The following is a 21,986-nucleotide window of genomic DNA, read 5'->3' as shown; positions in this document are numbered from 1 at the left end:
GATGCCCCAAATATAAACATGCCTATTGCCCAGGAAATTATTCCTACTTTGTACAATTTTAATTGCATTCCTAATGGTGATAGCCATATTTTGTGTGCATATTTATTGCCAGGCTTAGATGGCAATAATCCAGATTCTATATCTCTTCTAAAATAAAGTGTCATTGCTATTACTAAAAATAATATTGCAGTGATTATCATAACAACAACTGGCCACCAATTATTATCAGAATATGCAAACGTTCTTGTTAACCATCCAAGTGGAGAAATCATAGATATACCATCATTTATAACGTCACCTACCGCGCGTACTAAATAACTTAACAACAACACTGTTACGCTTAATCCAGTAACACTGCTACTTGTTTCTGTTAACTGAGCAAATATAGCTGTAATCATACCGAATAAGATACCTATAGACCCAAGTGAAACGCCATATAATATAGAACCTTGCCAAGTTATACTATCTATATTGAGTAAAGGTAATGTTATAGACAATATCACAGCAATCGCTAAGTTAACTATTATCATAATGACTATTGAACTGATTAAAGGCGAAACTCTTCCTATTGGTAAAGCTCTTATCATTTCAATACGGCCATCAGATTCATCACCTCGTGTATTTTTAGAGACGAGCAATATGCTCATGATTGCAACAAGTATACTTGTAAAGAGCATCATTTCATGCGTGAACAATGCACCAACTGAAACTTGGTCAAATTGACCTGGACCTAACATAGCCTCCATTGCAGGGTTTTTAGACGTTTCAACAATTGGTTGCATATCAGCTTTATTTGGATACATTTCATAAAATGTCGGTGGGATTATAAGTGTTAATGCACCTATCCCTATTATCCAAAAAATCATTTTCCATTTATTCGTTCTTAAGTAAAATAACGTTAGTTTACCGACTCCGTTAAAGAGATTATGCATCGCTATTCACCTCTTTCAATATCAACGCCGTAATGAGTCATAAATAAATCTTCTAAAGTAGGTGGCATGCTCTCAAGTTTCAACAGTTCAAATTGACTTAAATATTTAATGACATTTGATACATGTTCAGAATCTACTTGAAAGTGATACGTATTTTCTTCATTAAAGATATCATGGATACCTGTCTGTTGATCCAAATTCATCAATGCTTCATTAGTTTGGACAACAAAACGCATTCTTGTTAAATGCCTTAAATCATCTAACGTACCCATTTCAACAATTTCTCCCTTTCTAATAATGCCCACTCTATCGCACAGTTTTTCAACTTCACTTAAAATATGACTAGATAATAGCACACTTTTTCCTTCCTTTTTCTTATCTAATACACAATCTTGAAATACTTTTTCCATTAAAGGATCTAGACCAGAAGTTGGTTCGTCTAATATTAGAAGCTTTGCATCTGTTGTAAAAGCTGCAATGAGCGCTACCTTTTGCCGATTCCCTTTAGAATAAGAACCACATTTTTTAGTAGGATCTAAATCAAATTTTTCAATTAATTCATCCCTTTTTTCAACATTATTTGTACCACTTAACTTTAAAAATAAGTCTATAACTTCCCCACCAGTTAAGTTTGGCCATAAATTGACATCACCAGGAACGTAAGCGATATTTTTATGAATGTGAACTGCATCTTTCCAAGCATCTTTTCCAAAAATCTCAATAGAGCCACTCGTTGGTTTAAGCATCCCTAAAATTGCTTTGATAGTTGTAGATTTACCTGATCCATTAGGTCCAATAAAGCCAAAGATTTCCCCTTCTTCAACTATGAAATCAACGCCATTTAACGCTTTGAACTTTCCAAAATACTTCGTAACGTGATCCACCTTTAATAATGTCATTTCCATTCACTATCCTTTATAGGAGATTTTTAGTGTTATATAAATTAACGGTCATATTTACTTCTTATATTCATAATATACCCTTCTCTGAATGATTATTTCAAAGCGAACAAAAAAATGAGCAAACTTATATGACAGAATCTGTCATACAAGTTTACTCTTAATTGTTTATTATTGACTAAGCTGAGGCGAAAAGACTTTATAAAATTCTTCCTTAGAGCTTGATCCTATTAAATTTAAAACTTTATTATAATCATTAATAATATCTGTTAAGTTTTGATACATTCTTTCAAGATTTATTGTTGTATTTTTTTTCAAACCAAGACAAAATATAATTTGTACTTCTTTATCATCCCATGCGATTGGCTTATCCATAGTTATCATATAAATGAATGTTTGCTTTGCTAATGGCATTACCGGATGAGGAATAGCTACTAAATTTCCATATGCAGTCGATGCATGATGTTCTCTTTCTTTTACACTATCTATAAATCCACTGTAAATTAAATCTTTTTTCTCCAATTGAACATTTAAATATTTTAATAAATCTTCTTTATTGTCCAATTTTGTTTTTAATTCAATAATTTCAATTAATTCATCTAAATGGTGAGTATCTTTTAAATCAATAAACTTTTGAATTTTATCTAAATCTTGTTGTGACATAATTGGATTTACATATAGTATTGGTAAATCTACATTATCATTTATTGGTACTGTTGAAATAATTAAATCCGCTTGTTCAAGATCCGCATTGTGAATGTTATATAACTCAACAATTTCAGAAATTTGAATTTGATTGCTAAAATTCTGCATTAATTTATATTTTATCAATTGCGAACTCGTTAATCCTGAATTACAAACAAGTATGACATTCAACTTCCCTTTATCTGTCTCTATTCGATTTAAAGCCATTTCAAAGTGAAGTGCTAAGTAACCTATTTCACTTTCTGATATTTGAACTTTTAAATCTTTTTCAATCATTTTACTAGCCACTAATCCTAAATCAAATGCAAAGGGATAGTTTTGCTTAATTTCATTTAACATCGGGTTTCTAATGTTCATTTTATATTTATATCTATTAATCGAAGTACATAAATGCAAATATAAATTTTTCTTCAAATTATTGTCTGAAGTTAAATCCAAATAAAAGATACGTTTTATATGATCTAACATATGTTTAATCATAGTTTCAATCATTTTATTTCTAGGTATGTTTCTCACTTCGTTCATAATACCTGTCGTCACAAAGTGAATATATAAATAATCCATTTCCTTTTTAGGTAAAATTAACTCAAAACGGTACTCTATAAAATGTATCATTTCTTCGAAGAATGATTTTAATTTGTTCGGTAATTGTTGTTCTTCAATTTGAAATTGTTGTTCTATCATGAGTTCATTTCTTATTCTAACAATTGCTATGTTAATATGTGTTACTAAATTATCTAGCTTTACTTCCGGAATTTCTATTTTGTATTTACTCAATAGTTTAATTAGATATGATTTTACACTTTTAATATCATCTTCTGTAAAACCTATATTTACATGTTGATTATTTAATAAAAATTGAGCAATAGCGTATCTTATCTGAAATTCTTTGCCAATTATTTTCATACCATAGTTCGGACGACTTACGATTTCAATTTCATATTGAGATAGTATCTTTCTCATTTCATTCAAATCATTTTTTAAAGTTCCTACACTCACAAACATACTTTCACTTAATGATTCTAACTTAGTGTAATGGTCATCTAACAATAATTTTTTCATAATATAACGAATTCTACTATCTTGATTGTTAAAATTTAAATTTTCATCTTTTAAAAATCTTTCATTTAAGAAATAATTAAATAAGCCTTCATCTATTATATGGAGTTGATAACCTTTTGATTTTTTAATTAGTATAGAGAAACCAAAATCATTACTCGCTTCATTAATAAATTTTATATGTGAGCGTATCGTTTTTGAAGATAATCCTAATAATTTGGCAATTGCATCACTATTCATATATTCATGTTGGTGTTGATATAATATTTTAACAATGTTGAGGTGTCTGGTTTCCATCACGCTCTCTCCTAATATTTTTCTTTTTATTTCATATTAGTCATTTAAACTGTTGCTTGAAGAAACTTCTTTAAACCATTTACCACTTTGCTTGATTGTTCTTTTCATCGTATGAATATCTACAGAAATAAAACCATATCTATTTTTATAAGCGTTCATCCATGACCAGTTATCCATAAATGTCCACATATGATACCCCGTACAATTCGCACCTTCTTTTATAGCTTTATTCAACCATATTAGATGTGATTTTACAAAGTCAATTCGGTAAGTATCATTAATTTGACCATCTTCTATAAATCTCGCTTCATTTTCCACACCCATACCATTTTCAGAAATAAAACTTTCTATATTGTTGTAGTTATCTTTCAAATTGATCATAATGTCATAAATACCTTTAGGGTAAATCTCCCATCCACGATATGGATTCATTTTTCTACCTGGCATTTCATAATTATCAAAGTAATACTCAGGGAAAAATGGTGCGTTAGGATTGGGGACTGTATCTCTCGCTTTAACACGTCTTGGTTGATAATAGTTCACGCCTAGTAAATCAACCGTATATTGTTTAATTGTTTTGAGATTATCTTCCGTATAAGTAGGTACCAGTTCATGATTTTTCAATATATCTACTAATGCTTTTGGATATTCGCCTTTCGTTACAGGATCTAAGAAACTTCTATTGAAGAATAAATCTGCAATTTCAGCTGCTTTAACATCCTCTTCATTTTCACTTCGTGGATATGATGGCGTTAAATTTAATATAATACCAATTTTTCCGTCATAACCAGTTTCTTTGTACGATTGAATTACTTTGGCATTCGCAAGTACAGTGTTAAATGCAACCTGAAATCCTCTCTTTGCATCTACAATATTTGGATAATGGAAATCATATAAATAACCACCTTCTACAGGCACAATTGGTTCATTAAATGTAAACCAATATTTAACACGGTCACCAAATAACTCGAAACATTTTGTAGCATAATCCACATAATAATCAACTACTTCTAATGACTCAAAACCACCTTGTTGTTGCTTTTTATATGGCATATCAAAATGATATAAATTCACAAAAGGTTCTATATGATTTTCTTTTAATTCATTTATAACATGATTATAAAATTGAACAGCTTCTTGATTAACTTCATTCGTATCTTGATCCATTAACCGCGTCCAAGAGATAGATAATCGGAAAGAATTATGACCAGTTTCCTTCATTAATTTTATATCTTCATTAAATTGGTGATAAAAATCTGATGTATGATTCGGCCCTACACCTTCAAAAAAACGATTGGGTTCTTCTTCAAACCATTTGTCCCATATAGTTTTATCCTTGATTGAATCAGTACCTTCAGTTTGCGTTGCACTAGCAGCGCTTCCCCACCAGAAATCTTCTGGAAATACATATTTAGTCATGATTTCATCTCCTTATATAAGTCTACCATTTCATTTGCTAAATCTTTGACTGTAATTGCATTCATTAAATGGTCTTGTGAATGAATAAGTAATAAATTCAATTCACTTTCTTTACCTTGTGCTTCATTTTGTAATAATTCAGTTTGATATTTATGTGCTTTATTTATTTCTTGTTCTGCTTCTTTTATTAATGCTTCTGCTTCTTCAAAATTTCTTTCTTTTGCACATTGAATTGCTTCCATAGCACTTGACCGTCCATTACCACCGTATAATATGATTTGAAATGCTTTCTCATTAATTGAGGTCGCCATCGTAAATTCCTCCATCCTATATTACTTTTTCAATTCTTGTTTTAAATAGTTTTTGTCTAATAATTTTAAAAATGGCCACCAAATAACAAATGTGATACACAAGTTAACGAGTTGTAGCGCTGCACCTTGCCATGCATTTCCTGTTGCTAAATAACCACTTATAAATATAGGTGTAGTCCATGGCACAATAACTCCTGAAGGTTTTGGTACAAATCCAATATACATAGCTGAATAGCTTACAATCGTTATAATTACTGGTGATATAATCCAAGGAATAATCACTAATGGATTCATAATAATCGGTAATCCAAATAAAATCGGTTCGTTTACATTGAATATAGATGCTGGTGTTCCCAATTTCGCAATTTCTTTGTTTTGTTTACTTCTACAAAGTAAATAAATACCAATTACAACTGCTATTGTTCCTCCCGTTCCACCCATACCAACTAAAAATGTATCTATAAATTGTTTAGTTATAATATTTGGTAACTCTAATCCCTTTTGAAATGCTTCGAAGTTCTCATTGTTTAATGAATACCAAATCGGATCAAACACTGTATTGACAATAATTTGTCCGTGTAATCCAAAGAACCAAAATATTTGAATGAATAAAACAGCAACAATCGTAGCTGGCAAACCTTTTCCTAATGCTGTTAGTGGTTCTTGTACAACTGTGTAGATTAAATCTTGTAATGTATTAAAAGGTGTTAATGCAATTAATATTCTTATTACTAAAAATATAGTTAAAGTAAATGCTACTGGAAGTAATGCACTAAATGATTTAGATACTTGATCTGGCACACCTTTAGGCATTTTTATCGTAATGTCTTTTTTCGTAAAGAAACTATATAGCTCTGAAGTGATAATTGATACGATAATGCCCAGGAACATTCCTTTTGCACCTAATATTTCTGTAGGTATAACGCCTTCAGTTTTCCCTACTACTTGAGGAGTTAAAATTAGAACTGCACTTAGAGCTGTTACCGCTCCGTATATCCCTTCCAAACCATTTCGTTCAGTTAATTTATATCCTATTCCGATAATGACAAAGAGCCCCATTATTGAAAGCGTTGCTGCTGATGCTGGTCCAACTGCATTTTGCCATGCTGCAAACTGACTTTCAGATAGTAATTTATCTAAAAATGGAAAATTCGCAATTACGACAAAGATAGAACCAAATATAATTAATGGTAATGCAATCATAAAACCATCACGTAAAGATGCTAAATATTTATTGTTATTTAATTTATCTGCTATTGGCAGTAATACGTCTTCTAACTTTTCCATAAAAGTACTTTGCATTTTTATCACCTATTCCCCTAATAATGATAAAGCTTGTTTGAGTACGCCATCCCCATCTATTCTTCCATAACTCACTGAGTCAATTGTTTCAATTGGCATTTCTAACCCTTGTTCTTCAGCAGCTTTGATGAATTTTTTCTTCATAAATCTCATTTGTGGACCAATTAACAGAACATCATATTCATCTAAAGCTTGAAAAGCATTGTCACTGGACATAGCTTTAATATTCACTTGTATGTCTTTGCTTTCTGCTGCTTCTTCCATTTTCGTCACTAATAAACTTGTAGACATTCCCGCTGAACATGCTAATAAAATATTTCTCATCTTAATTTCCCCTTTCGATTATATTTCCATTATATTTTGTATACGTTTACATATCGATATAATCATTTTCCTCTAGTAGTGGAATATCAATATGTATTATTATTGATATGAGAACACAAATAATAGTAGTATAATGATTTTTATATTGATTTTTAAATCATATTTTACACATATGTGTTAATGAGATTAAGGAGTGAGAATAAATATGGAAGATCATGAATTAAAACGGAGTATGTCGAATCGACACATTCAATTAATTGCAATTGGTGGCGCTATTGGTACTGGCCTTTTTCTAGGTGCTGGTAAAAGTATTTCATTAGCTGGTCCATCAATTTTATTAGTTTACATTATTATTGGCTTTTTCTTATTTATTATGATGAGAGCATTAGGAGAACTATTACTTTCAAATAGTGATTATAATTCATTTACTGATATAGCAGAACATTATTTAGGTCATCTATTTGGCTTTTTAACTGGTTGGACGTATTGGTTTTGTTGGGTAGCGACAGGAATCGCCGATATTACAGCTGTAGCTAAATATATTCAATTTTGGAATCCAGACATTCCCTCTTATGTATCAGCAATAGCCACAGTAGTTATTTTATTAGGTTTAAATTTAATGACAGTGAAACTATTTGGTGAAGTAGAGTTTTGGTTTGCCCTCATAAAAATTATTGCGATCGTCTTATTGATTGTTATCGGTTTATGGATGATTTTTAATGGTTTTAAATCAAGTAATGGTGCTCAATCAGGATTCCATAATTTATATTCACACGGTGGCGTCTTCCCGAATGGTGCGATGGGCTTCTTACTCGCTTTCCAAATGGCAGTGTTTAGTTTTGTTGGGATCGAACTAGTCGGCGTAACTGCTCGTGAAACAAAAGATCCTGAAAAGAACTTACCTAAAGCAGTCAATTCTATCGGATATAGAATATTAATATTTTATGTATTGAGTTTATTAATTATCATGAGTATTACACCATGGAATAAAATCGATCCAGCAGAAAGTCCATTTGTTAGCTTATTTGTATTAGCTGGAATCCCCGCAGCAGCAGGTATTGTAAACTTTGTTGTGTTAACATCTGCTGCAAGTGCTGCAAACAGTGGATTATTTAGTAACAGTAGAATGGTTTATGGATTAGGACAAACTGGTCACGCACCAAAAGGATTAAGTAAAACGAATAAAAGAGGTGTGCCATATCCAGCACTTATCTTCTCAGGCGTCGTACTGTTCTTTGCAGCGATATTAAATTATTTCATACCTGATGATGTGTTCACACTTGTAACAACACTAGCAACAATATTCTTTATCTTTATCTGGTCTATTATTTTAATTTGTTATATCAAGTACAGAAAAGAAGATGCAGATTTACATAAAAAATCTAAATTTAAAAATCCATTTGGTTTAATTGGTTCTTATGTATCATTAGTGTTCTTCGCATTCGTACTCGTGATGTTGTTCTTTGCAGAAGACACACGTACAGCATTAATGTTTTCACCATTATGGATTATCCTGTTGTTAGCTGCTTATTATATAAATAAAAGTAGACAATCAACAGCACATTAATATTTTAATATGAGTATGAGAATGAGATTTCATCCCGATACTTAAAGCAACTCTCCCAAACCGTTGAACATAAATACGGATTGAGAGAGTTTTATTTTTGTGGAATATTATAGAGGTGACTTTAGATTGCGCTTACTGGCAGAATTCTGAATTGTGCTCCTTAGATTGTTCTTACTGGCAGAATTCTGAATTGTGCTCCTTACACTATTTCTTACGGACATTTCTCAGAATTATGTCCCTTAGCACCCTTCTTACGGACATTTCTCGGAATTATGTCCCTTACAGCACCTCTTACGGACATTTCTCAGAATTATGTCCCTTACAGCACCTCTTACGCTTATTATTTTTATAAAAAGCTCCAATCATAAAATTCCTAATGCAATATCTTCATTCTAAAAATATATGGCTGGAACTTATTTGTGTAATATTTATCTATATATTCAAAATATTTTGAATATAGTATTAACTATTGCATTTTTATGTGCTAAGGTTTTCTTATTAACTTAAAAAGGGAGTGAACGCTAATGGTTAGTGAACCGCTTATTTCCGCTACTATACTATTTGCATTAATTGTTCTAGGTGAAGTTATTTCTTATGTTACAAAGGCTCGTGTTCCAATGTTATTAACTGCTATGGTCAGTTATTTACTCTTATCTTGGGCAGGTGTTTTACCAGCAAAAATACTTGATAATGCAATTTTACCTTCACTAGGTGCACTTGTTATTGCGCCAGTTATTATGCATATGGGTACTATGATGCCGCTTCATATACTTAAGTCTCAATGGAAAGCGGTTGTTATTTCAATTTTTGGGATTATTGGTTCTACTACTTTAATTTTAATTTTCGTTACACTCCTGTTTGATTTCCGTACAGCAGCTTCTGGTGTCGGTCCTATTGCGGGTGGTATTGTTGCACTTCTTATTACTGTAGAGAAACTTCAAGATTTAGGATTGGCTAATTTAATTGTTTTACCTGCTATTGTTCAGGCTTTGCAAGGTGTTATTGGCATGCCTCTTAGTTCAATACTTATGAAACGTTATTCAAAATATTATCTTGCAAATAGAGCGCACGATAAGAACGTTGCGAATATCTCTAATAAAAATGAAGATAAAAAAGAAACGATTTTTAGTAAAAGTCCATTACTTCAAAATAATGTTATTAGACTCTTTATTATGTTTTTATTAGCAAGTTTTGCTTTTATTATTGGAGAATTTACTGGCATTCATTACACACTACTTAGTTTATTATTTGGTGTAATTGGATTGAAGATTGGTTTGTTCGAACAAAAAGAAATGGAACGCAACCAATCATTCACAATTATGATGGTTATTATTATTCTCATCGTAATCGGTTCTATGGGCGGTATTAAACCTCACGACTTATGGGAATACTTACCTGCAATATTATCTATTCTTGTTATTGGTACAATCGGCATTTTAATAGGAGGCTTTGTTGGCGCGAAATTAATCGGTTGGAGACCTACTAAAGCTTTACCTGTTGCATTAACTGCACTATATGGTTTCCCAGGTGATTTTATATTATGCGAAGAAGTCAGTCGTTCGGTCACAGACAACGAAGAAGATAGAGAAGATGTATTTAATGAATTACTAAGTCCAATGATTATCGGTGGATTTACAACTGTAACAGTAGCATCTGTTATTTTAACAACTATTTTAATGAATTTTATTAAATAACGTAGGAGGAAGTTAACTTGATTTTAAAAAATATAAATTTAATAGATGGAACTGGTAATGATATTCAAAAAAACATAGATATTAAAATCGAAAATAATGTTATTGCTGAAATAGGCAAGAATTTAAATGGTGATGATGTTATAGAAGGAAATGGACAATATTTACTTCCTGGTATGATTGACAGCCATGTGCACGTAATGTTGGAAATGGAACCGTTAGAAAATCGCTTATCTACGCCTTTTTCATATAATTTTTATAAAGCTATTGATCATTTAAAACGAACAGTCGATGCTGGCGTTACAACTGTTAGAGATGCTTTAGGTGCAGATTTAGGATTAAAAGAAGCTGTAAATGACGGAATTGTACTAGGTCCACGTTTACAAATTAGTATAAACGCATTAACAATCACAGGTGGACATGGAGATAGCTATACAAAGTCCGGAATTCATTTACCACTTTTACAAGATGGTTATCCCGGTATGCCGAGTGGATTATGCGATGGCGTCAACGAAGTCCGAAAAAAAGCGCGTGAAATGCTTAGAGCTGGTGCGGATGTATTAAAAGTTCATGCAACTGGTGGTGTTACCAGTGCAACTGACCATCCAGACTACACACAATTTTCAGTAGAAGAATTAAAAGTAATTGTCGAAGAAGCACAATTTAGAAATAATCGTAAAGTAATGGCACACGCACAAGGTTTACAAGGTGTAAAACAATGTATAGAAGCTGGCATTCATTCAATCGAACACGGTATATATTTAGACGATGAAGCTGTAAAATTGATGAAAGAAAAAGATATGTATTTAGTACCTACACTTCTTGCACCATTGTCCGTTATAGAATTCGCTGCCGAATTAGGAATGAGCGAAAATTCTATAAATAAATCCAAACAAGTCATGCAAGATCATATCGAAAGCTTTAAGAAAGCCCACCAAGCAGGTGTGAAAATAGCAATGGGTACAGATGCAGGCGTATTCAAACACGGTACTAACTTAAGAGAGTTGGAACTTATGGTTGAACACGGTATGACAGAAATGGAAGCAATCGTTTCATCAACAAAGACTGCAGCAGAATGTTTAGGTTACGATGAAGAACTCGGTACTATCGAAGAAGGTAAAAAAGCAGACTTTATTTTACTAGAACAAAATCCATTAGATGATATCGCAGTATTAAGAGATCCAAACAAGATTAAAGTCGTAGCTATAGACGGTAAAATCGTAAAAGACATTAGGTAAATACGAATCATCGACTATGATAGAGAATAATATTGCACTTATTACAAAGAGAAAAATAGTTAAAGCAGAGACAGTTAAAACTTCAAGAATAATTAACTTTTTGTTTTTCATTGATTACCACTTAAACTCATTATTACATTATTTTTAGACTAATTCTGTGACATCCATCACAGTAATTCCTTTAAAATTTGATAAAATTTTTTTAAAGGAGATGGTAATATGACTAATGGATTAGAAGTTTTAATATGGAAACAAAATAAAGTTGCTAAGAAGTTTATAGACGAGCAAGCTACTTCACCTCAATCTGCCAAAACTTATGAAAACTTAAATATTAAATACAACAGAACATTTACAAACTTATATAAAAAAGGGATTATTAAAAAAAGTGGGAAGAAATACTTTCTTGATAATGAAGAATGGAAGAAATTCAAAAAATCTTATAAGAGAATATTTTTACTTTAAAAATACAATCGAGTATATTTTAAGAATATAAGAATTTAAAACTGGATCAAGCAAGCTAATTATAATGAAATTCGTAGCACTTTGAGTTTTAGATATACACCCTTCAAAGTAGACATTTTAACAATGAAAACTTTGAAGGGCGTTTTTCTTTAATTAGAAAGTTAGAAGTTAAATATTTGCTGAGATTATATCAACTTATCAAACATTGATATATTTATGAAAAGTAATCACATTAAAAATGACTGACCTCATAAATTATATGAAATCAGCCTAGTAAGATATTGTTTTTTAGTTGTCTTCTTAATTTTATATTCAGATTACATATTACCTATTGATAAATATTTCGTTTCTAAATATGGCTCTATTCCTTCTATACCGCCTTCTCGACCGTAACCACTTTCTTTATAGCCTCCGAATGGTGCATGTGCTGCTGATGGTGCGCCATCGTTCCAGCCTATTACGCCATAATCAAGCTTTCTATATATATCAAAGCCTGTTCTATAATCATTAGTGAAGAAGTAAGCTGCTAATCCATATTCTGTATCATTTGCTACTTTAATGATGTCTTCTAAATGATCATATGTCATAACTGCTGCGATTGGTCCGAATGTTTCTTCATGCATCACTTTCATTTCAAGATTTGCATGACGAATGACTACTGGCTTCAAGAAGTTTCCGCCTATTTTCAATTGTTCGATTGGTAATGATAGTTCTCCACCGTGTTCGACTGCATCTTCTATTTGATCTAATACTTTTTCTACTGCATTTTGATTAATTAACGGTCCCATATCTATATCTTGTTCTAAACCATTTCCTACATTCAAAGCATTTACTTTTTTAGTTAATAATTCTGTATAAGCTTGTTCAATGTCTTTATGAACAAAAATTCTATTTGCACTAATACATGTTTGACCTGAATTTCTAAATTTAGTAGCAATTGTTTGGTTAACAGCTAGTTCTAAATCAGCATCTTTATGTACAATTACTGGAGCTAATCCGCCTAATTCCATTGTTACATTTTTAACACTGTCTGAAGATGCTTTTATTAACTGTTTACCTACTGGCGTAGACCCTGTAAATGTGATTTTTTGAATAATTGGGCTTTCTGTAAAAATTCTTCCAGCATCTCGACCACTTAAAACGACATATTGTATCGCATCTTCTGGTATGCCCGCTTCATGTGCCAGTTCAACCATGCGTATCGTCGTTAATGGTGTTTCTAAGGCAGGCTTACAAACTATCGTACAACCCGCTGCTAACGCTGGTGCCATTTTTCTAGCAATCATAGCTGCTGGGAAATTCCAAGGAGTGATAGCACCCACAACACCAACTGGAAATGAGTCTGTAATAATTTTTTTGCCTTTTTGATTAGCAGGTATCGTTTTTCCATAAATACGTTTCGCTTCTTCTTGATACCATTGTATATAACTATTAGCGTAGGCAACTTCACCTAAAGCTTCTTTATAAGGCTTTCCATTTTCTAAAGTTATTAGTTCTGCTAATTCTTCTTTATGTTCATCAATTAATTGATACCATTTTAATAAAAGTGCAGAACGATCATGAGCATCTCTTTCACGCCAAGATTCATATGCTTCTTGTGCATTACTTATTTGTTGCGTTGCTTCTTCTTCAGAAGTGTATTTAATTGTCTTTACGACTTCATTCGTTGCTGGATTGTATACTTTGAGCTCTTTCAAAAGTCTCAACCTCCTTAGATTTCGTTAAATATAGAACAACTGCAATACCATACCAAACACATACGATAATCCATTCATTTGGCCATATAAGTGATGAAGGCATTCCTGGTAAATAAATTACTATAAATGCGATGCTTAAAATAACAGCCGTCCAACCTACAAACTTGCCACTTTTAATACGATACGGTCTTTCTAAATTAGGTTCACTTTTTCTTAACTTCAAGAAAGAGAATGCAACTAGTAAATAACCTAATACAACACCAATTCCACCTGCATCAACGATCCATACGAGTGCCGGACGTCCAAGCAGTGGTGCAACAAATGCTAGTAGACCTAGGAATAAAATACCATGTGTCGGCGTTTTATATTTAGGATGAATAAATGCAAACCATTTAGGAATCATATTATTTTTAGCCATAGCATATAGAATACGACTACCACCAATAATAAAAGCATTCCAGCTTGTTATAATACCTGCAACGCCACCTAATACAAGTAATACACCAAATCCACTAGATCCAAATAAATTGACCATAGCATCCGCTGTAGCTAATTCACTTGAGCCTAATTGACTAGGTGTTAACCCTGTCGCTACACCAAATACAATTAATAGGTAAAATATAACTGAAGCAATGATTGAAATAATAAGTATGCTACCAATCTTTTTAGATGGTGCTTTAACTTCTTCAGCTATTTGAGGTATAACATCAAACCCTACAAATAGAAATGGAATCATGATGAGAACTGACATTGTTCCTCCAACACCATGGCTGAATAATGGTTTAAGTTGAGTAAATTCACCATTAAAGCTCGCTCCAAAAAATAATAACAATCCTACGCCTACAATAAATATAGTAAACACTGTTTGCATAATAGCAGCTGGCTTAACGCCAAAGTAATTTAGTGAAGTTAAGATAACACTGCCAATAGATCCTATTAGAACCCATGTTAAGTATACGTCCCAACCTGCTAAGTTCCACAACAATCCTGTATGTTCAAAAGGTAAAACGTAATCTATAACTGTCGGTAATGCAACAGCTTCAAATGTAATGACTGATACATATCCAAATAATACTGACCAACCTGAGAAGAAAGCTACACCTGGACTGAACGCTTTCTTAACAAAGACGAATCCGCCTCCTGTTTCAGGTATTGCAGATGCTAGCTCTGCATACGTCAATCCTATGAATATTACTAATAAACCACCTATTACAAAAGCTATGATACTTCCTAAAAATCCTGCTTCAGAAATCCATTCTCCCGAAAGTACAACCCAGCCCCATCCAAGCATGGCTCCAATCGCGAGAAACAATACATCTGCTATGTTCATTGTTTTATTAAATTGAGAATTCATATTTATACCCCATTTTCATTAGTCCTATTTATTAAAGACTGGATTCTAAAATCGATAAACCTTTGTTTAGTTCTTCGTCTGTAATGACTAAAGGTGCTAAAAATCTAATCACGTTACCGTTTATACCAGCTGATAATAATAATAACCCATTATCGTTAGCTGTCTTCACAATTTCTGATGTTTTTAGCTTATTTGGTGCGTTTGTTTCTGGATCTACAATTTCCATTGCGACCATTGCACCTAATCTACGAATGTCTCCAATAAAATTATGTTCTAATTTAAATGATTGTAATGTTGTTTCTAGAGTTGCGCCAAGTTGCTCAGCTTTAGCATTCAAGTTTTCTTCTTCTATAATTTCTATAACTTTAAGTGCAGCTTCACAAGCTAGAGGATTTCCGGCATATGTACCACCAATCTCACCTGGGTTTGGACTATCTATAATTTCACTTCTACCTACAACACCGCTTAATGGAAAACCTGCTGCAAGAGATTTAGATACCGTCATTAAATCAGGTACAACATCAAAATGCTCTATCGCGAATGTCTTTCCTGTTCGAGCAAATCCAGTTTGTATTTCATCTGCAATAAATACAATTCCATGTTCTTCACAAATATCTTTTAATGCATGAATGAATTTTTTGTCGGGGATAATAAATCCGCCTTCACCTTGTACTGGTTCAATAACGACACAAGCAACTTCAGTAGGATCAACTGTAGCTATAAAGAAGTTCTTTAAATCTTTAATGACTGAGTCGATATACGCTTCATCACTCAAACCTTCTGGCTTATCAGCTAAATAAGGATAAGGTGCTTGATATACTTCTGGTGCGAAAGGTCCAAAACCAAATTTATATGGTCTAACTTTACTAGTCATAGACATTGTTAAATTTGTTCTTCCGTGGAAACCTCTAATGAAAGATACAACTTGTTGTCTTCCTGTATATTTACGAGCTATTTTTACTGCATTTTCTACAGCTTCAGCTCCTGAATTAAGTAATACTGTTTTCTTTTTATGATCTCCTGGTGTAATCTCAGCTAATTTTTCAGCTAACTTAATATAGCTTTCATACATAATGACATTAAATCCAGGTAATATAAATCGTTCTAATTCATTTTTTAGATGTTCAGTAATTTTCGGATGTGAATGACCTACATTTAATGTACCAATTGCGCCTGCAAAGTCTATCCATTCTTGTCCCTCATTATCTGTAACAGTTGCCCCTTTAGCAAAGTCAGCTATATGTGTATTTCCATTACTGACACCTCTTGCTACATATTCGTTACGTAGAGATACTAATTCTTCTTGAGTCTTACCCATCTAAAATCCCTCCTATTGTTTATTTAATACATATTAAAAAATTATTGGTATAATGAAAAGTACCAGTTTTTATTAATTTATAGTACCAGAGGGGTGAAAAGTATGACTCAAACTTACAAATATAGAGAAATTTATCTCAAAATAAAACAAGATATTCTCTCGCAACAATATAATAGTCACGAAAAACTACCTTCAAAAAGACAACTTGCAAATGATCAAAGTGTAAGTATAAATACTGTTAAAAATGCTTATGAACAACTTTTTGCGGAAGGTTACATTTATACGAAGGAAAGACAGGGGTATTTTGTTGAAGCGTTAAACAAACTGATTATACAAGATCATCACATTTCACAACCTTTAAACAATAGTCCAACTCAAATTAAATCATCATTTCGCTATTCTTTATCTCATATGACGACAGATATCTCACAATTTCCAATTGATTTGTGGTCTAAACATGTCAAAGAAGCTTTTTCTACCTTCAAAAATGAAATGTCAGAAATACCTATTTACAAAGGACCTTTAGAACTTAGAAAATCTATTGCACAACTCATCTCATATAAAAGAGGTGTATCCTGTTATCCTGAACAAATCATAGTAAGCTCAGGTACAGCTAATTTATTAAGTACGTTATTTAAGACACTATCCGACAATCAAAAAATCGCAATTGAAAATCCCGGATATTCACGTATGAGAAAACTGTTTATAGATATGGGGCAAGAAGTCGTAAACATACCACTTGATCATAAAGGATTATCGGTTAATACATTAAAGACAGAAAAACCAGATTTCGTTGTGACGACACCTTCTCACCAATTTCCTACTGGAACAATTATGCCTATATCTAGAAGAATAGAATTATTAAATTGGGTGACTGAACAAAATAAATACATTATAGAAGACGATTACGATAGTGAGTACAAATACGGAACAGACAATATCCCCTCATTATATAGTTTAGATAAAAATGACCGAGTCATATATTTAGGAACATTCTCAAAAACTTTAATGCCAAGCTTAAGAGTGAGTTATATGGTATTACCATATCCACTACTTTATAAATTTGATTTAGCAACAGAGACTTCAATTACCGATTTAAGTTCAATTAATGCCTATGCACTACACCTTTTTATCAAATCAGGAAATTACGAGAAATATATTCGAAAAATGCATCACATATATACAGAAAAAAGAGAGCTATTCTTAAAAATATTATCAAAAGAATTTAAAGAAGATATCACGATTTATGATATGCAAGCAGGTCTTCATTTCTTATTAAATATAAAAACCACACTGAGTTATAAAGAAATAGAACAAAAAGCACATGACAATAGTATAGAACTCTATACATTAAGAAGATTTATGGTTGAAGAACCAGCAAATTCATCAATCAAAACGTTGATCATAGGATTCGCAAAAATAGAACTAGAAGATATCGAACCTGCAATATTAAAATTAAAAGAAATCATTTATAACTAATATAGGCTTAAGCAGATTTTAGGCGATTTGAACCGAATCGCACGATATCTCGAAAGTCTTCGTGCGTTTTGAACGGATTTGAGCCGAATCGCACGATATCTTTCTTCTTACTTATCTTTAGTTTTAATTTGGTAACTTGTTTCACTACTAAATGTTTTGCCATTTCTTAAAATAGAAGGTGCACTATCACCTAACAAATGTATATCATCAGGTATAGATTGTGTTTCTAAAGTAAAACCGCCGTGCTCTTGAATTGTGTGATCATGGTCGTTCCAATCTACATCATTCAAAGTGAAAATAACTACATGGTCTTGATCAGTTTTCATTTCAATTTCCAATTCGTCATTTGAAACTGTAAATGACTCATCTCCTAATTTAACGGGATGATCTATTCCGTTAAATTGCTTAATTTGTTCCAAGCCGCTCTCAAAAATATCTCTAAAAGTAAGTATCTCTTTTCCTATTTCTTCATTAATATTAACTGTATCCAATGACTTCACAATTTGATTTTCTTTTAATGGATAAAATTCAATTTCATTATGAATTCTATGATTTTCAATCGTTTGATTCGTCTTATTCAAATTAAAATACACATGATTCATTGGGTTAAATAAAGTATCTTCCGTACTCGTAGCCTCATAATGAATTGACCACATCATTTGAATTAAATCATATCGGTGCGTTACTCTTATTTGTATATTACCTGGGAAATAGTCATCTTCGGATTTCATATCAGCTGTATAAATAACCGTAACAATCTTATCTTCATTTATAATTTCATAATCAAATACGCGTGAATGCAACCCATTAGATCCACCATGCAAATTATGTTTAGCATCATTTTGTTCTAATTTATAATTTTGACCATTCAATTCAAATGTACCATTTTCAATTCTACCACCGTATCTACCAATAGTAGCCCCAAAGAAATAAGGATTTTCTTCATAATATTGGACTAAGTCATCACTCTCATTTGGACCAAGAACGATAGACCTACCATCAACTTTCCAATCTACAATTCTCATGCCAAAATTAGTGAATTTAATTTCTGAATTTCCGTCATAAATCGTAATTAAATCTATATTATTAGCATCATCCAGAATCTCAATATTAAAAGCCATTTACATTCCTCTATTCTTTAATATTAACGTTATTTAGTTAAATTTTAGCATATCATATAATTGTAATTCTAATTAAGTTATACTTTTTATATACATATTAGTAAAGAAACGTTTTAAAAGGAGGCATATCACATAATGGTAAAATCTTTTTTAACACACTTTATAGGCTTTTTAATTATTTTTTCAGCACTTACATATTTCTTTAATAGAGATTACACCGCGATAGAAATCATTATTGTTTCTATAGTTTATGGTATTATTATGGCGCTTATTAATAATAAAAAGAAAAAGGAAAAATGACGCATATTGCTCATTTAAAATATCAATGATACCATTTTAATTAAATAATTAATTTCCGAAAAGAGGACACTTTATGAAAGTATCATGGATATTATGGTGGATATTAACTGTTATTGAACTTGGATCATTTATTCTTATGGCTATCTTTTTATGGTTTAGAGAAATTGATGCTACCGGTGCTGTTCAAACAACTGAATTAAAATGGATGTCTATCGGTATGGTCGCCGCACTCTTTATCATGCCTTTTTTAACTCAAATAGTTTGGCTAATTATCAATATTATTACTTCAAAAAAAATGAAAACCCAACAATAAACTTTGTTTGAATTACAGAATAAACACCCACCTTTTCAACTTGTATAATTTGAAAAGATGGGTGTTTTTATTTTTTATTTATAAATTGTAATACCATAATAAATGATATTACTATGATTATAACTAATGTTGTTATAACTATTATTGGCATGATATACGTGTAATAATAGTTGAAAAATAGTAACGACGATGAAGAAATAATTATAAAAATGCTAAAAATAACTGTGCACTTTTCTAATTTATTCATTTATTTCTCCTGTTTGTTTACTTCTATTTCTTAATTCCACATTTAAATTTTTTATTTGCTCTATTGTTTTTTCACCTTTTAATACTTCTAAAGGCTTTACACCTTCTCCTACTACAAATGAGTAATTCGTAATTCCCATAAACTCAAAGATATATTTAAATTGTGCTATTAATGGCTTTGTTTTAACTATGAGATTATCTCCTCCAACAATTATGATTATAAATTCTTTTTGTGCCATTTTTGATTTGAAATCAGGTAATTCTGGATCTCTTAAACTTTCTGTCCAACGATCTATAAATAATTTTAAAGATGCACTCATAGAGTACCAATATAACGGTGTCGACAATACAACGGTATCAGCGTCCAATACATCAATGAGCACATCCTTGTAGTCGTCTTCATTAGTATTTCTTGTACTCGAATGTCTATTGTCTATAACTTTTTCTATATTCTTCTCATAAAGATGAACCATTTTATGATTTGTACCCTTTAATAAATGCTCTGCCATTATATTTGAGTTTCCACTTTTTCTACTACTTCCTAATAAACATGTAATCATTATTAACGCTCCTACTTATATAGTTTATATATTTATATTAATCCACTTTGTGTTATTATTAAAATTGAATTTTTAGATATCAGATATCGTAAAAACTGATTATCGATTGGAGCATACAATGAATATCAATTTTATAAAGACGTTTTTAGTCGCAAGTGAAACTAAAAATGTATCCAGAACAGCAAGTCTACTAAACTATTCACAATCAACAGTATCAGGTCATATTGAGAAACTTGAAAATGAGTTAGGTGTATTACTCTTTCACAGAAAAAAATATGGCATTGAGTTAACTAACGAAGGTTTAACATATATTAAATATGCACAAAATATTATAGATAGTAACATAGAATTTGAGAAGGAACTACGTGGTATGTATAAGCAATCCGAAAGTTTGATAGTGAATATGCAAGAAAGTCAATATATATATAAATATTCTCATAAAATAGGAAAATGGCTCATGGACAACCCTCATGTGAATATTACTTTTAAGACAGCACATTCCGATTTCTATCTTAAAGAAGAATTATCAAATTTTGAAACAGATTTGTCTTTAATAACAGATGAATATATTATAAATAACACTTTAGATAATATCGCCATATCAGTAGACAACCTTGTCTTAGTTTCCAACAAACAAATTTCTTCATTTCACCTAAATGATCTTGAAAATTATACATTATTAGTAACTGAAAAAGGATGTAGCTATAGAGAGCAAATGGAAAAGATATTATTCAAGAACAATATTACACCAATGCAAAAACTCGAATTTATTGGTATTGAATCTTTAAAACTACATATTAAAAAATTTGGAGGCATTGCCTTATTACCAGAGTTTGTTGTTACTCAAGAATTAAAAAATAATGAATTATTTTTAGTACCGTTAGATTATCAATTTACAACACTTAAGACCAATCTCCTTTATAACTCTAGTACTAAAAAAAATAGCGTATTTTCATTTATTGAAGATGTATTTTCTTTGGAACGATAAATAGGTGACTAGCTACATTAAATTATGAATCAGTAAATATTAGAAAAGTCTTTATATAATAATTATAATGAATGCGTTAAAATTCATGGTGGTAATTACGCTTAAAAGTTAAACTGAACTGGGATACATTTTTGTGTTGTCCCAGTTCAGTTTTTGAATTTTTCAAACTTTTTAAATAAGAAAAAGTTTATATGGTATATAACTACACCTAATATGAGTATGACGATTATAAAAAGAATAATTCCAAAAAAACCTAATGTATTGAACAAGGGTATTTTTTTAATTAGTAAGCAAGCTATTATAAATATTATACAATTCATAATCATAAAAACTCTATTTTGCTCAAAATCCTTATATTTCATTGCTATGACCTCCTTATTAAAATGTATATTGAAAGAAGGATA

Annotated in this window: 20 protein-coding genes; 8 read left to right on the top strand and 12 right to left on the bottom strand. The window is 31.3% G+C overall.

Translation table 11 applies throughout. From position 1 onward, the window contains the following. From B2G86_RS11630 to B2G86_RS11600, 7 genes are all read right to left on the bottom strand, one after another. Window positions 1-932 (bottom strand): ABC transporter permease (locus B2G86_RS11630; RefSeq protein ID WP_420798275.1); only part of this gene is annotated, 932 nt, incomplete at its 3' end. A 2-nt stretch (window positions 933-934) separates the two neighbouring features. Beyond that, window positions 935-1,831: an ABC transporter ATP-binding protein gene (locus tag B2G86_RS11625; RefSeq protein WP_078358358.1), complete on the bottom strand. Its 897-nt coding sequence runs from the start codon at window positions 1,829-1,831 to the stop codon at window positions 935-937. Between the two features lie 171 nt (window positions 1,832-2,002). Continuing rightward, the gene (locus B2G86_RS11620; RefSeq protein WP_078358357.1) at window positions 2,003-3,892 is read right to left on the bottom strand and encodes a BglG family transcription antiterminator; all 1,890 of its coding nucleotides are present in this window, start codon (window positions 3,890-3,892) and stop codon (window positions 2,003-2,005) included. 36 nt (window positions 3,893-3,928) lie between these two features. Continuing rightward, the gene (locus B2G86_RS11615; RefSeq protein WP_078358356.1) at window positions 3,929-5,311 is read right to left on the bottom strand and encodes a glycoside hydrolase family 1 protein; all 1,383 of its coding nucleotides are present in this window, start codon (window positions 5,309-5,311) and stop codon (window positions 3,929-3,931) included. Continuing rightward, the gene (locus B2G86_RS11610) at window positions 5,308-5,622 is read right to left on the bottom strand and encodes a PTS sugar transporter subunit IIA (protein ID WP_078358355.1); all 315 of its coding nucleotides are present in this window, start codon (window positions 5,620-5,622) and stop codon (window positions 5,308-5,310) included. Before B2G86_RS11610 ends, B2G86_RS11615 begins: the two co-directional genes overlap by 4 nt. Before the next feature lie 21 nt (window positions 5,623-5,643). After that, window positions 5,644-6,924 (bottom strand): PTS cellobiose transporter subunit IIC, encoded by a 1,281-nt coding sequence (gene celB / locus B2G86_RS11605; protein ID WP_078358354.1) that lies wholly within the window; start codon window positions 6,922-6,924, stop codon window positions 5,644-5,646. A 9-nt stretch (window positions 6,925-6,933) separates the two neighbouring features. Continuing rightward, complete coding sequence (locus tag B2G86_RS11600) at window positions 6,934-7,248, bottom strand: PTS sugar transporter subunit IIB (RefSeq protein ID WP_078358353.1); 315 nt, start codon at window positions 7,246-7,248, stop codon at window positions 6,934-6,936. 205 nt (window positions 7,249-7,453) lie between these two features. On the opposite strand from B2G86_RS11600, the gene B2G86_RS11595 reads away from it, so the two are divergent. The 4 genes from B2G86_RS11595 to B2G86_RS11580 all read left to right on the top strand — a co-directional run bounded on the left by B2G86_RS11595 (window position 7,454) and on the right by B2G86_RS11580 (window position 12,206). Then, window positions 7,454-8,815, top strand: coding sequence for an amino acid permease (locus B2G86_RS11595; protein ID WP_078358352.1), 1,362 nt, complete (start codon window positions 7,454-7,456; stop codon window positions 8,813-8,815). 524 nt (window positions 8,816-9,339) lie between these two features. Continuing rightward, complete coding sequence (locus tag B2G86_RS11590) at window positions 9,340-10,509, top strand: hypothetical protein (RefSeq protein ID WP_078358351.1); 1,170 nt, start codon at window positions 9,340-9,342, stop codon at window positions 10,507-10,509. Window positions 10,510-10,526: 17 nt separating this feature from the next. Further along, window positions 10,527-11,744 carry a metal-dependent hydrolase family protein gene (locus tag B2G86_RS11585; RefSeq protein ID WP_078358350.1) on the top strand — a complete coding sequence of 406 codons (1,218 nt, stop codon included), beginning with the start codon at window positions 10,527-10,529 and terminating at the stop codon, window positions 11,742-11,744. A gap of 219 nt (window positions 11,745-11,963) precedes the next feature. After that, the gene (locus tag B2G86_RS11580) at window positions 11,964-12,206 is read left to right on the top strand and encodes a hypothetical protein (RefSeq protein ID WP_078358349.1); all 243 of its coding nucleotides are present in this window, start codon (window positions 11,964-11,966) and stop codon (window positions 12,204-12,206) included. Window positions 12,207-12,523: 317 nt separating this feature from the next. On the opposite strand, the gene B2G86_RS11575 is transcribed toward B2G86_RS11580, so the two are convergent. The 3 genes from B2G86_RS11575 to gabT are packed head-to-tail and all read right to left on the bottom strand — an operon-like array spanning window position 12,524 to window position 16,575. Continuing rightward, window positions 12,524-13,903, bottom strand: a complete 1,380-nt coding sequence (locus tag B2G86_RS11575) for an NAD-dependent succinate-semialdehyde dehydrogenase (protein ID WP_078358348.1) — start codon at window positions 13,901-13,903, stop codon at window positions 12,524-12,526. Beyond that, window positions 13,866-15,257, bottom strand: coding sequence for an APC family permease (locus B2G86_RS11570; RefSeq protein ID WP_078358347.1), 1,392 nt, complete (start codon window positions 15,255-15,257; stop codon window positions 13,866-13,868). Before B2G86_RS11570 ends, B2G86_RS11575 begins: the two co-directional genes overlap by 38 nt. Window positions 15,258-15,288: 31 nt before the next feature. Further along, window positions 15,289-16,575: a 4-aminobutyrate--2-oxoglutarate transaminase gene (gabT, locus tag B2G86_RS11565; RefSeq protein WP_078358346.1), complete on the bottom strand. Its 1,287-nt coding sequence runs from the start codon at window positions 16,573-16,575 to the stop codon at window positions 15,289-15,291. Between the two features lie 102 nt (window positions 16,576-16,677). Here gabT and gabR point away from each other — a divergent pair, with 102 nt between their 5' ends. Further along, a complete protein-coding gene (gene gabR / locus B2G86_RS11560; protein WP_088369009.1) occupies window positions 16,678-18,054 on the top strand; it encodes a MocR-like transcriptional regulator GabR in 1,377 nt (458 codons plus the stop codon). A 107-nt stretch (window positions 18,055-18,161) separates the two neighbouring features. On the opposite strand, the gene B2G86_RS11555 is transcribed toward gabR, so the two are convergent. Further along, entirely contained in the window at window positions 18,162-19,175 is a 1,014-nt protein-coding gene (locus B2G86_RS11555; RefSeq protein WP_078358344.1) for an aldose epimerase family protein, read from the bottom strand. A 135-nt stretch (window positions 19,176-19,310) separates the two neighbouring features. Between B2G86_RS11555 and B2G86_RS13335 the strand changes: the two genes are divergently transcribed. After that, entirely contained in the window at window positions 19,311-19,475 is a 165-nt protein-coding gene (locus B2G86_RS13335) for a hypothetical protein (RefSeq protein WP_157946491.1), read from the top strand. 73 nt (window positions 19,476-19,548) lie between these two features. Next, on the top strand, window positions 19,549-19,788 hold the full coding sequence (locus B2G86_RS11550; protein ID WP_078358343.1) for a DUF3923 family protein: 240 nt from the start codon (window positions 19,549-19,551) through the stop codon (window positions 19,786-19,788). Between the two features lie 239 nt (window positions 19,789-20,027). Here the strand turns inward: B2G86_RS11550 and B2G86_RS11545 are convergent, their stop codons facing one another. After that, entirely contained in the window at window positions 20,028-20,594 is a 567-nt protein-coding gene (locus tag B2G86_RS11545) for a flavodoxin family protein (protein ID WP_078358342.1), read from the bottom strand. A 118-nt stretch (window positions 20,595-20,712) separates the two neighbouring features. Here B2G86_RS11545 and B2G86_RS11540 point away from each other — a divergent pair, with 118 nt between their 5' ends. Further along, window positions 20,713-21,582 (top strand): LysR family transcriptional regulator, encoded by an 870-nt coding sequence (locus B2G86_RS11540; protein ID WP_078358341.1) that lies wholly within the window; start codon window positions 20,713-20,715, stop codon window positions 21,580-21,582. The last annotated feature ends 404 nt before the right edge of the window (window positions 21,583-21,986 follow it).

Origin of the sequence: Mammaliicoccus fleurettii (assembly GCF_002018435.1) — a bacterium.
GTDB lineage: Bacteria > Bacillota > Bacilli > Staphylococcales > Staphylococcaceae > Mammaliicoccus > Mammaliicoccus fleurettii.
The sequence above is the reverse complement of the archived record's forward strand: the minus strand, read 5'-3'. Positions and strand labels throughout refer to the sequence as shown.

Bases quoted from the DNA above. Each gene is read 5' to 3' on its own strand.
- B2G86_RS11590 (WP_078358351.1), top strand. From the start codon at position 9,340: ATGGTTAGTGAACCGCTTATTTCCGCTACTATACTATTTGCATTAATT.
- B2G86_RS11620 (WP_078358357.1), bottom strand. From the start codon at position 3,892: ATGGAAACCAGACACCTCAACATTGTTAAAATATTATATCAACACCAA.
- B2G86_RS11595 (WP_078358352.1), top strand. From the start codon at position 7,454: ATGGAAGATCATGAATTAAAACGGAGTATGTCGAATCGACACATTCAA.
- B2G86_RS11555 (WP_078358344.1), bottom strand. From the start codon at position 19,175: ATGGCTTTTAATATTGAGATTCTGGATGATGCTAATAATATAGATTTA.
- B2G86_RS11580 (WP_078358349.1), top strand. From the start codon at position 11,964: ATGACTAATGGATTAGAAGTTTTAATATGGAAACAAAATAAAGTTGCT.
- B2G86_RS11625 (WP_078358358.1), bottom strand. From the start codon at position 1,831: ATGACATTATTAAAGGTGGATCACGTTACGAAGTATTTTGGAAAGTTC.
- B2G86_RS11570 (WP_078358347.1), bottom strand. From the start codon at position 15,257: ATGAATTCTCAATTTAATAAAACAATGAACATAGCAGATGTATTGTTT.
- B2G86_RS11600 (WP_078358353.1), bottom strand. From the start codon at position 7,248: ATGAGAAATATTTTATTAGCATGTTCAGCGGGAATGTCTACAAGTTTA.
- B2G86_RS11615 (WP_078358356.1), bottom strand. From the start codon at position 5,311: ATGACTAAATATGTATTTCCAGAAGATTTCTGGTGGGGAAGCGCTGCT.
- gabT (WP_078358346.1), bottom strand. From the start codon at position 16,575: ATGGGTAAGACTCAAGAAGAATTAGTATCTCTACGTAACGAATATGTA.
- B2G86_RS11545 (WP_078358342.1), bottom strand. From the start codon at position 20,594: ATGATTACATGTTTATTAGGAAGTAGTAGAAAAAGTGGAAACTCAAAT.
- celB (WP_078358354.1), bottom strand. From the start codon at position 6,924: ATGCAAAGTACTTTTATGGAAAAGTTAGAAGACGTATTACTGCCAATA.
- B2G86_RS11610 (WP_078358355.1), bottom strand. From the start codon at position 5,622: ATGGCGACCTCAATTAATGAGAAAGCATTTCAAATCATATTATACGGT.
- B2G86_RS13335 (WP_157946491.1), top strand. From the start codon at position 19,311: ATGGTAAAATCTTTTTTAACACACTTTATAGGCTTTTTAATTATTTTT.
- gabR (WP_088369009.1), top strand. From the start codon at position 16,678: ATGACTCAAACTTACAAATATAGAGAAATTTATCTCAAAATAAAACAA.
- B2G86_RS11550 (WP_078358343.1), top strand. From the start codon at position 19,549: ATGAAAGTATCATGGATATTATGGTGGATATTAACTGTTATTGAACTT.
- B2G86_RS11540 (WP_078358341.1), top strand. From the start codon at position 20,713: ATGAATATCAATTTTATAAAGACGTTTTTAGTCGCAAGTGAAACTAAA.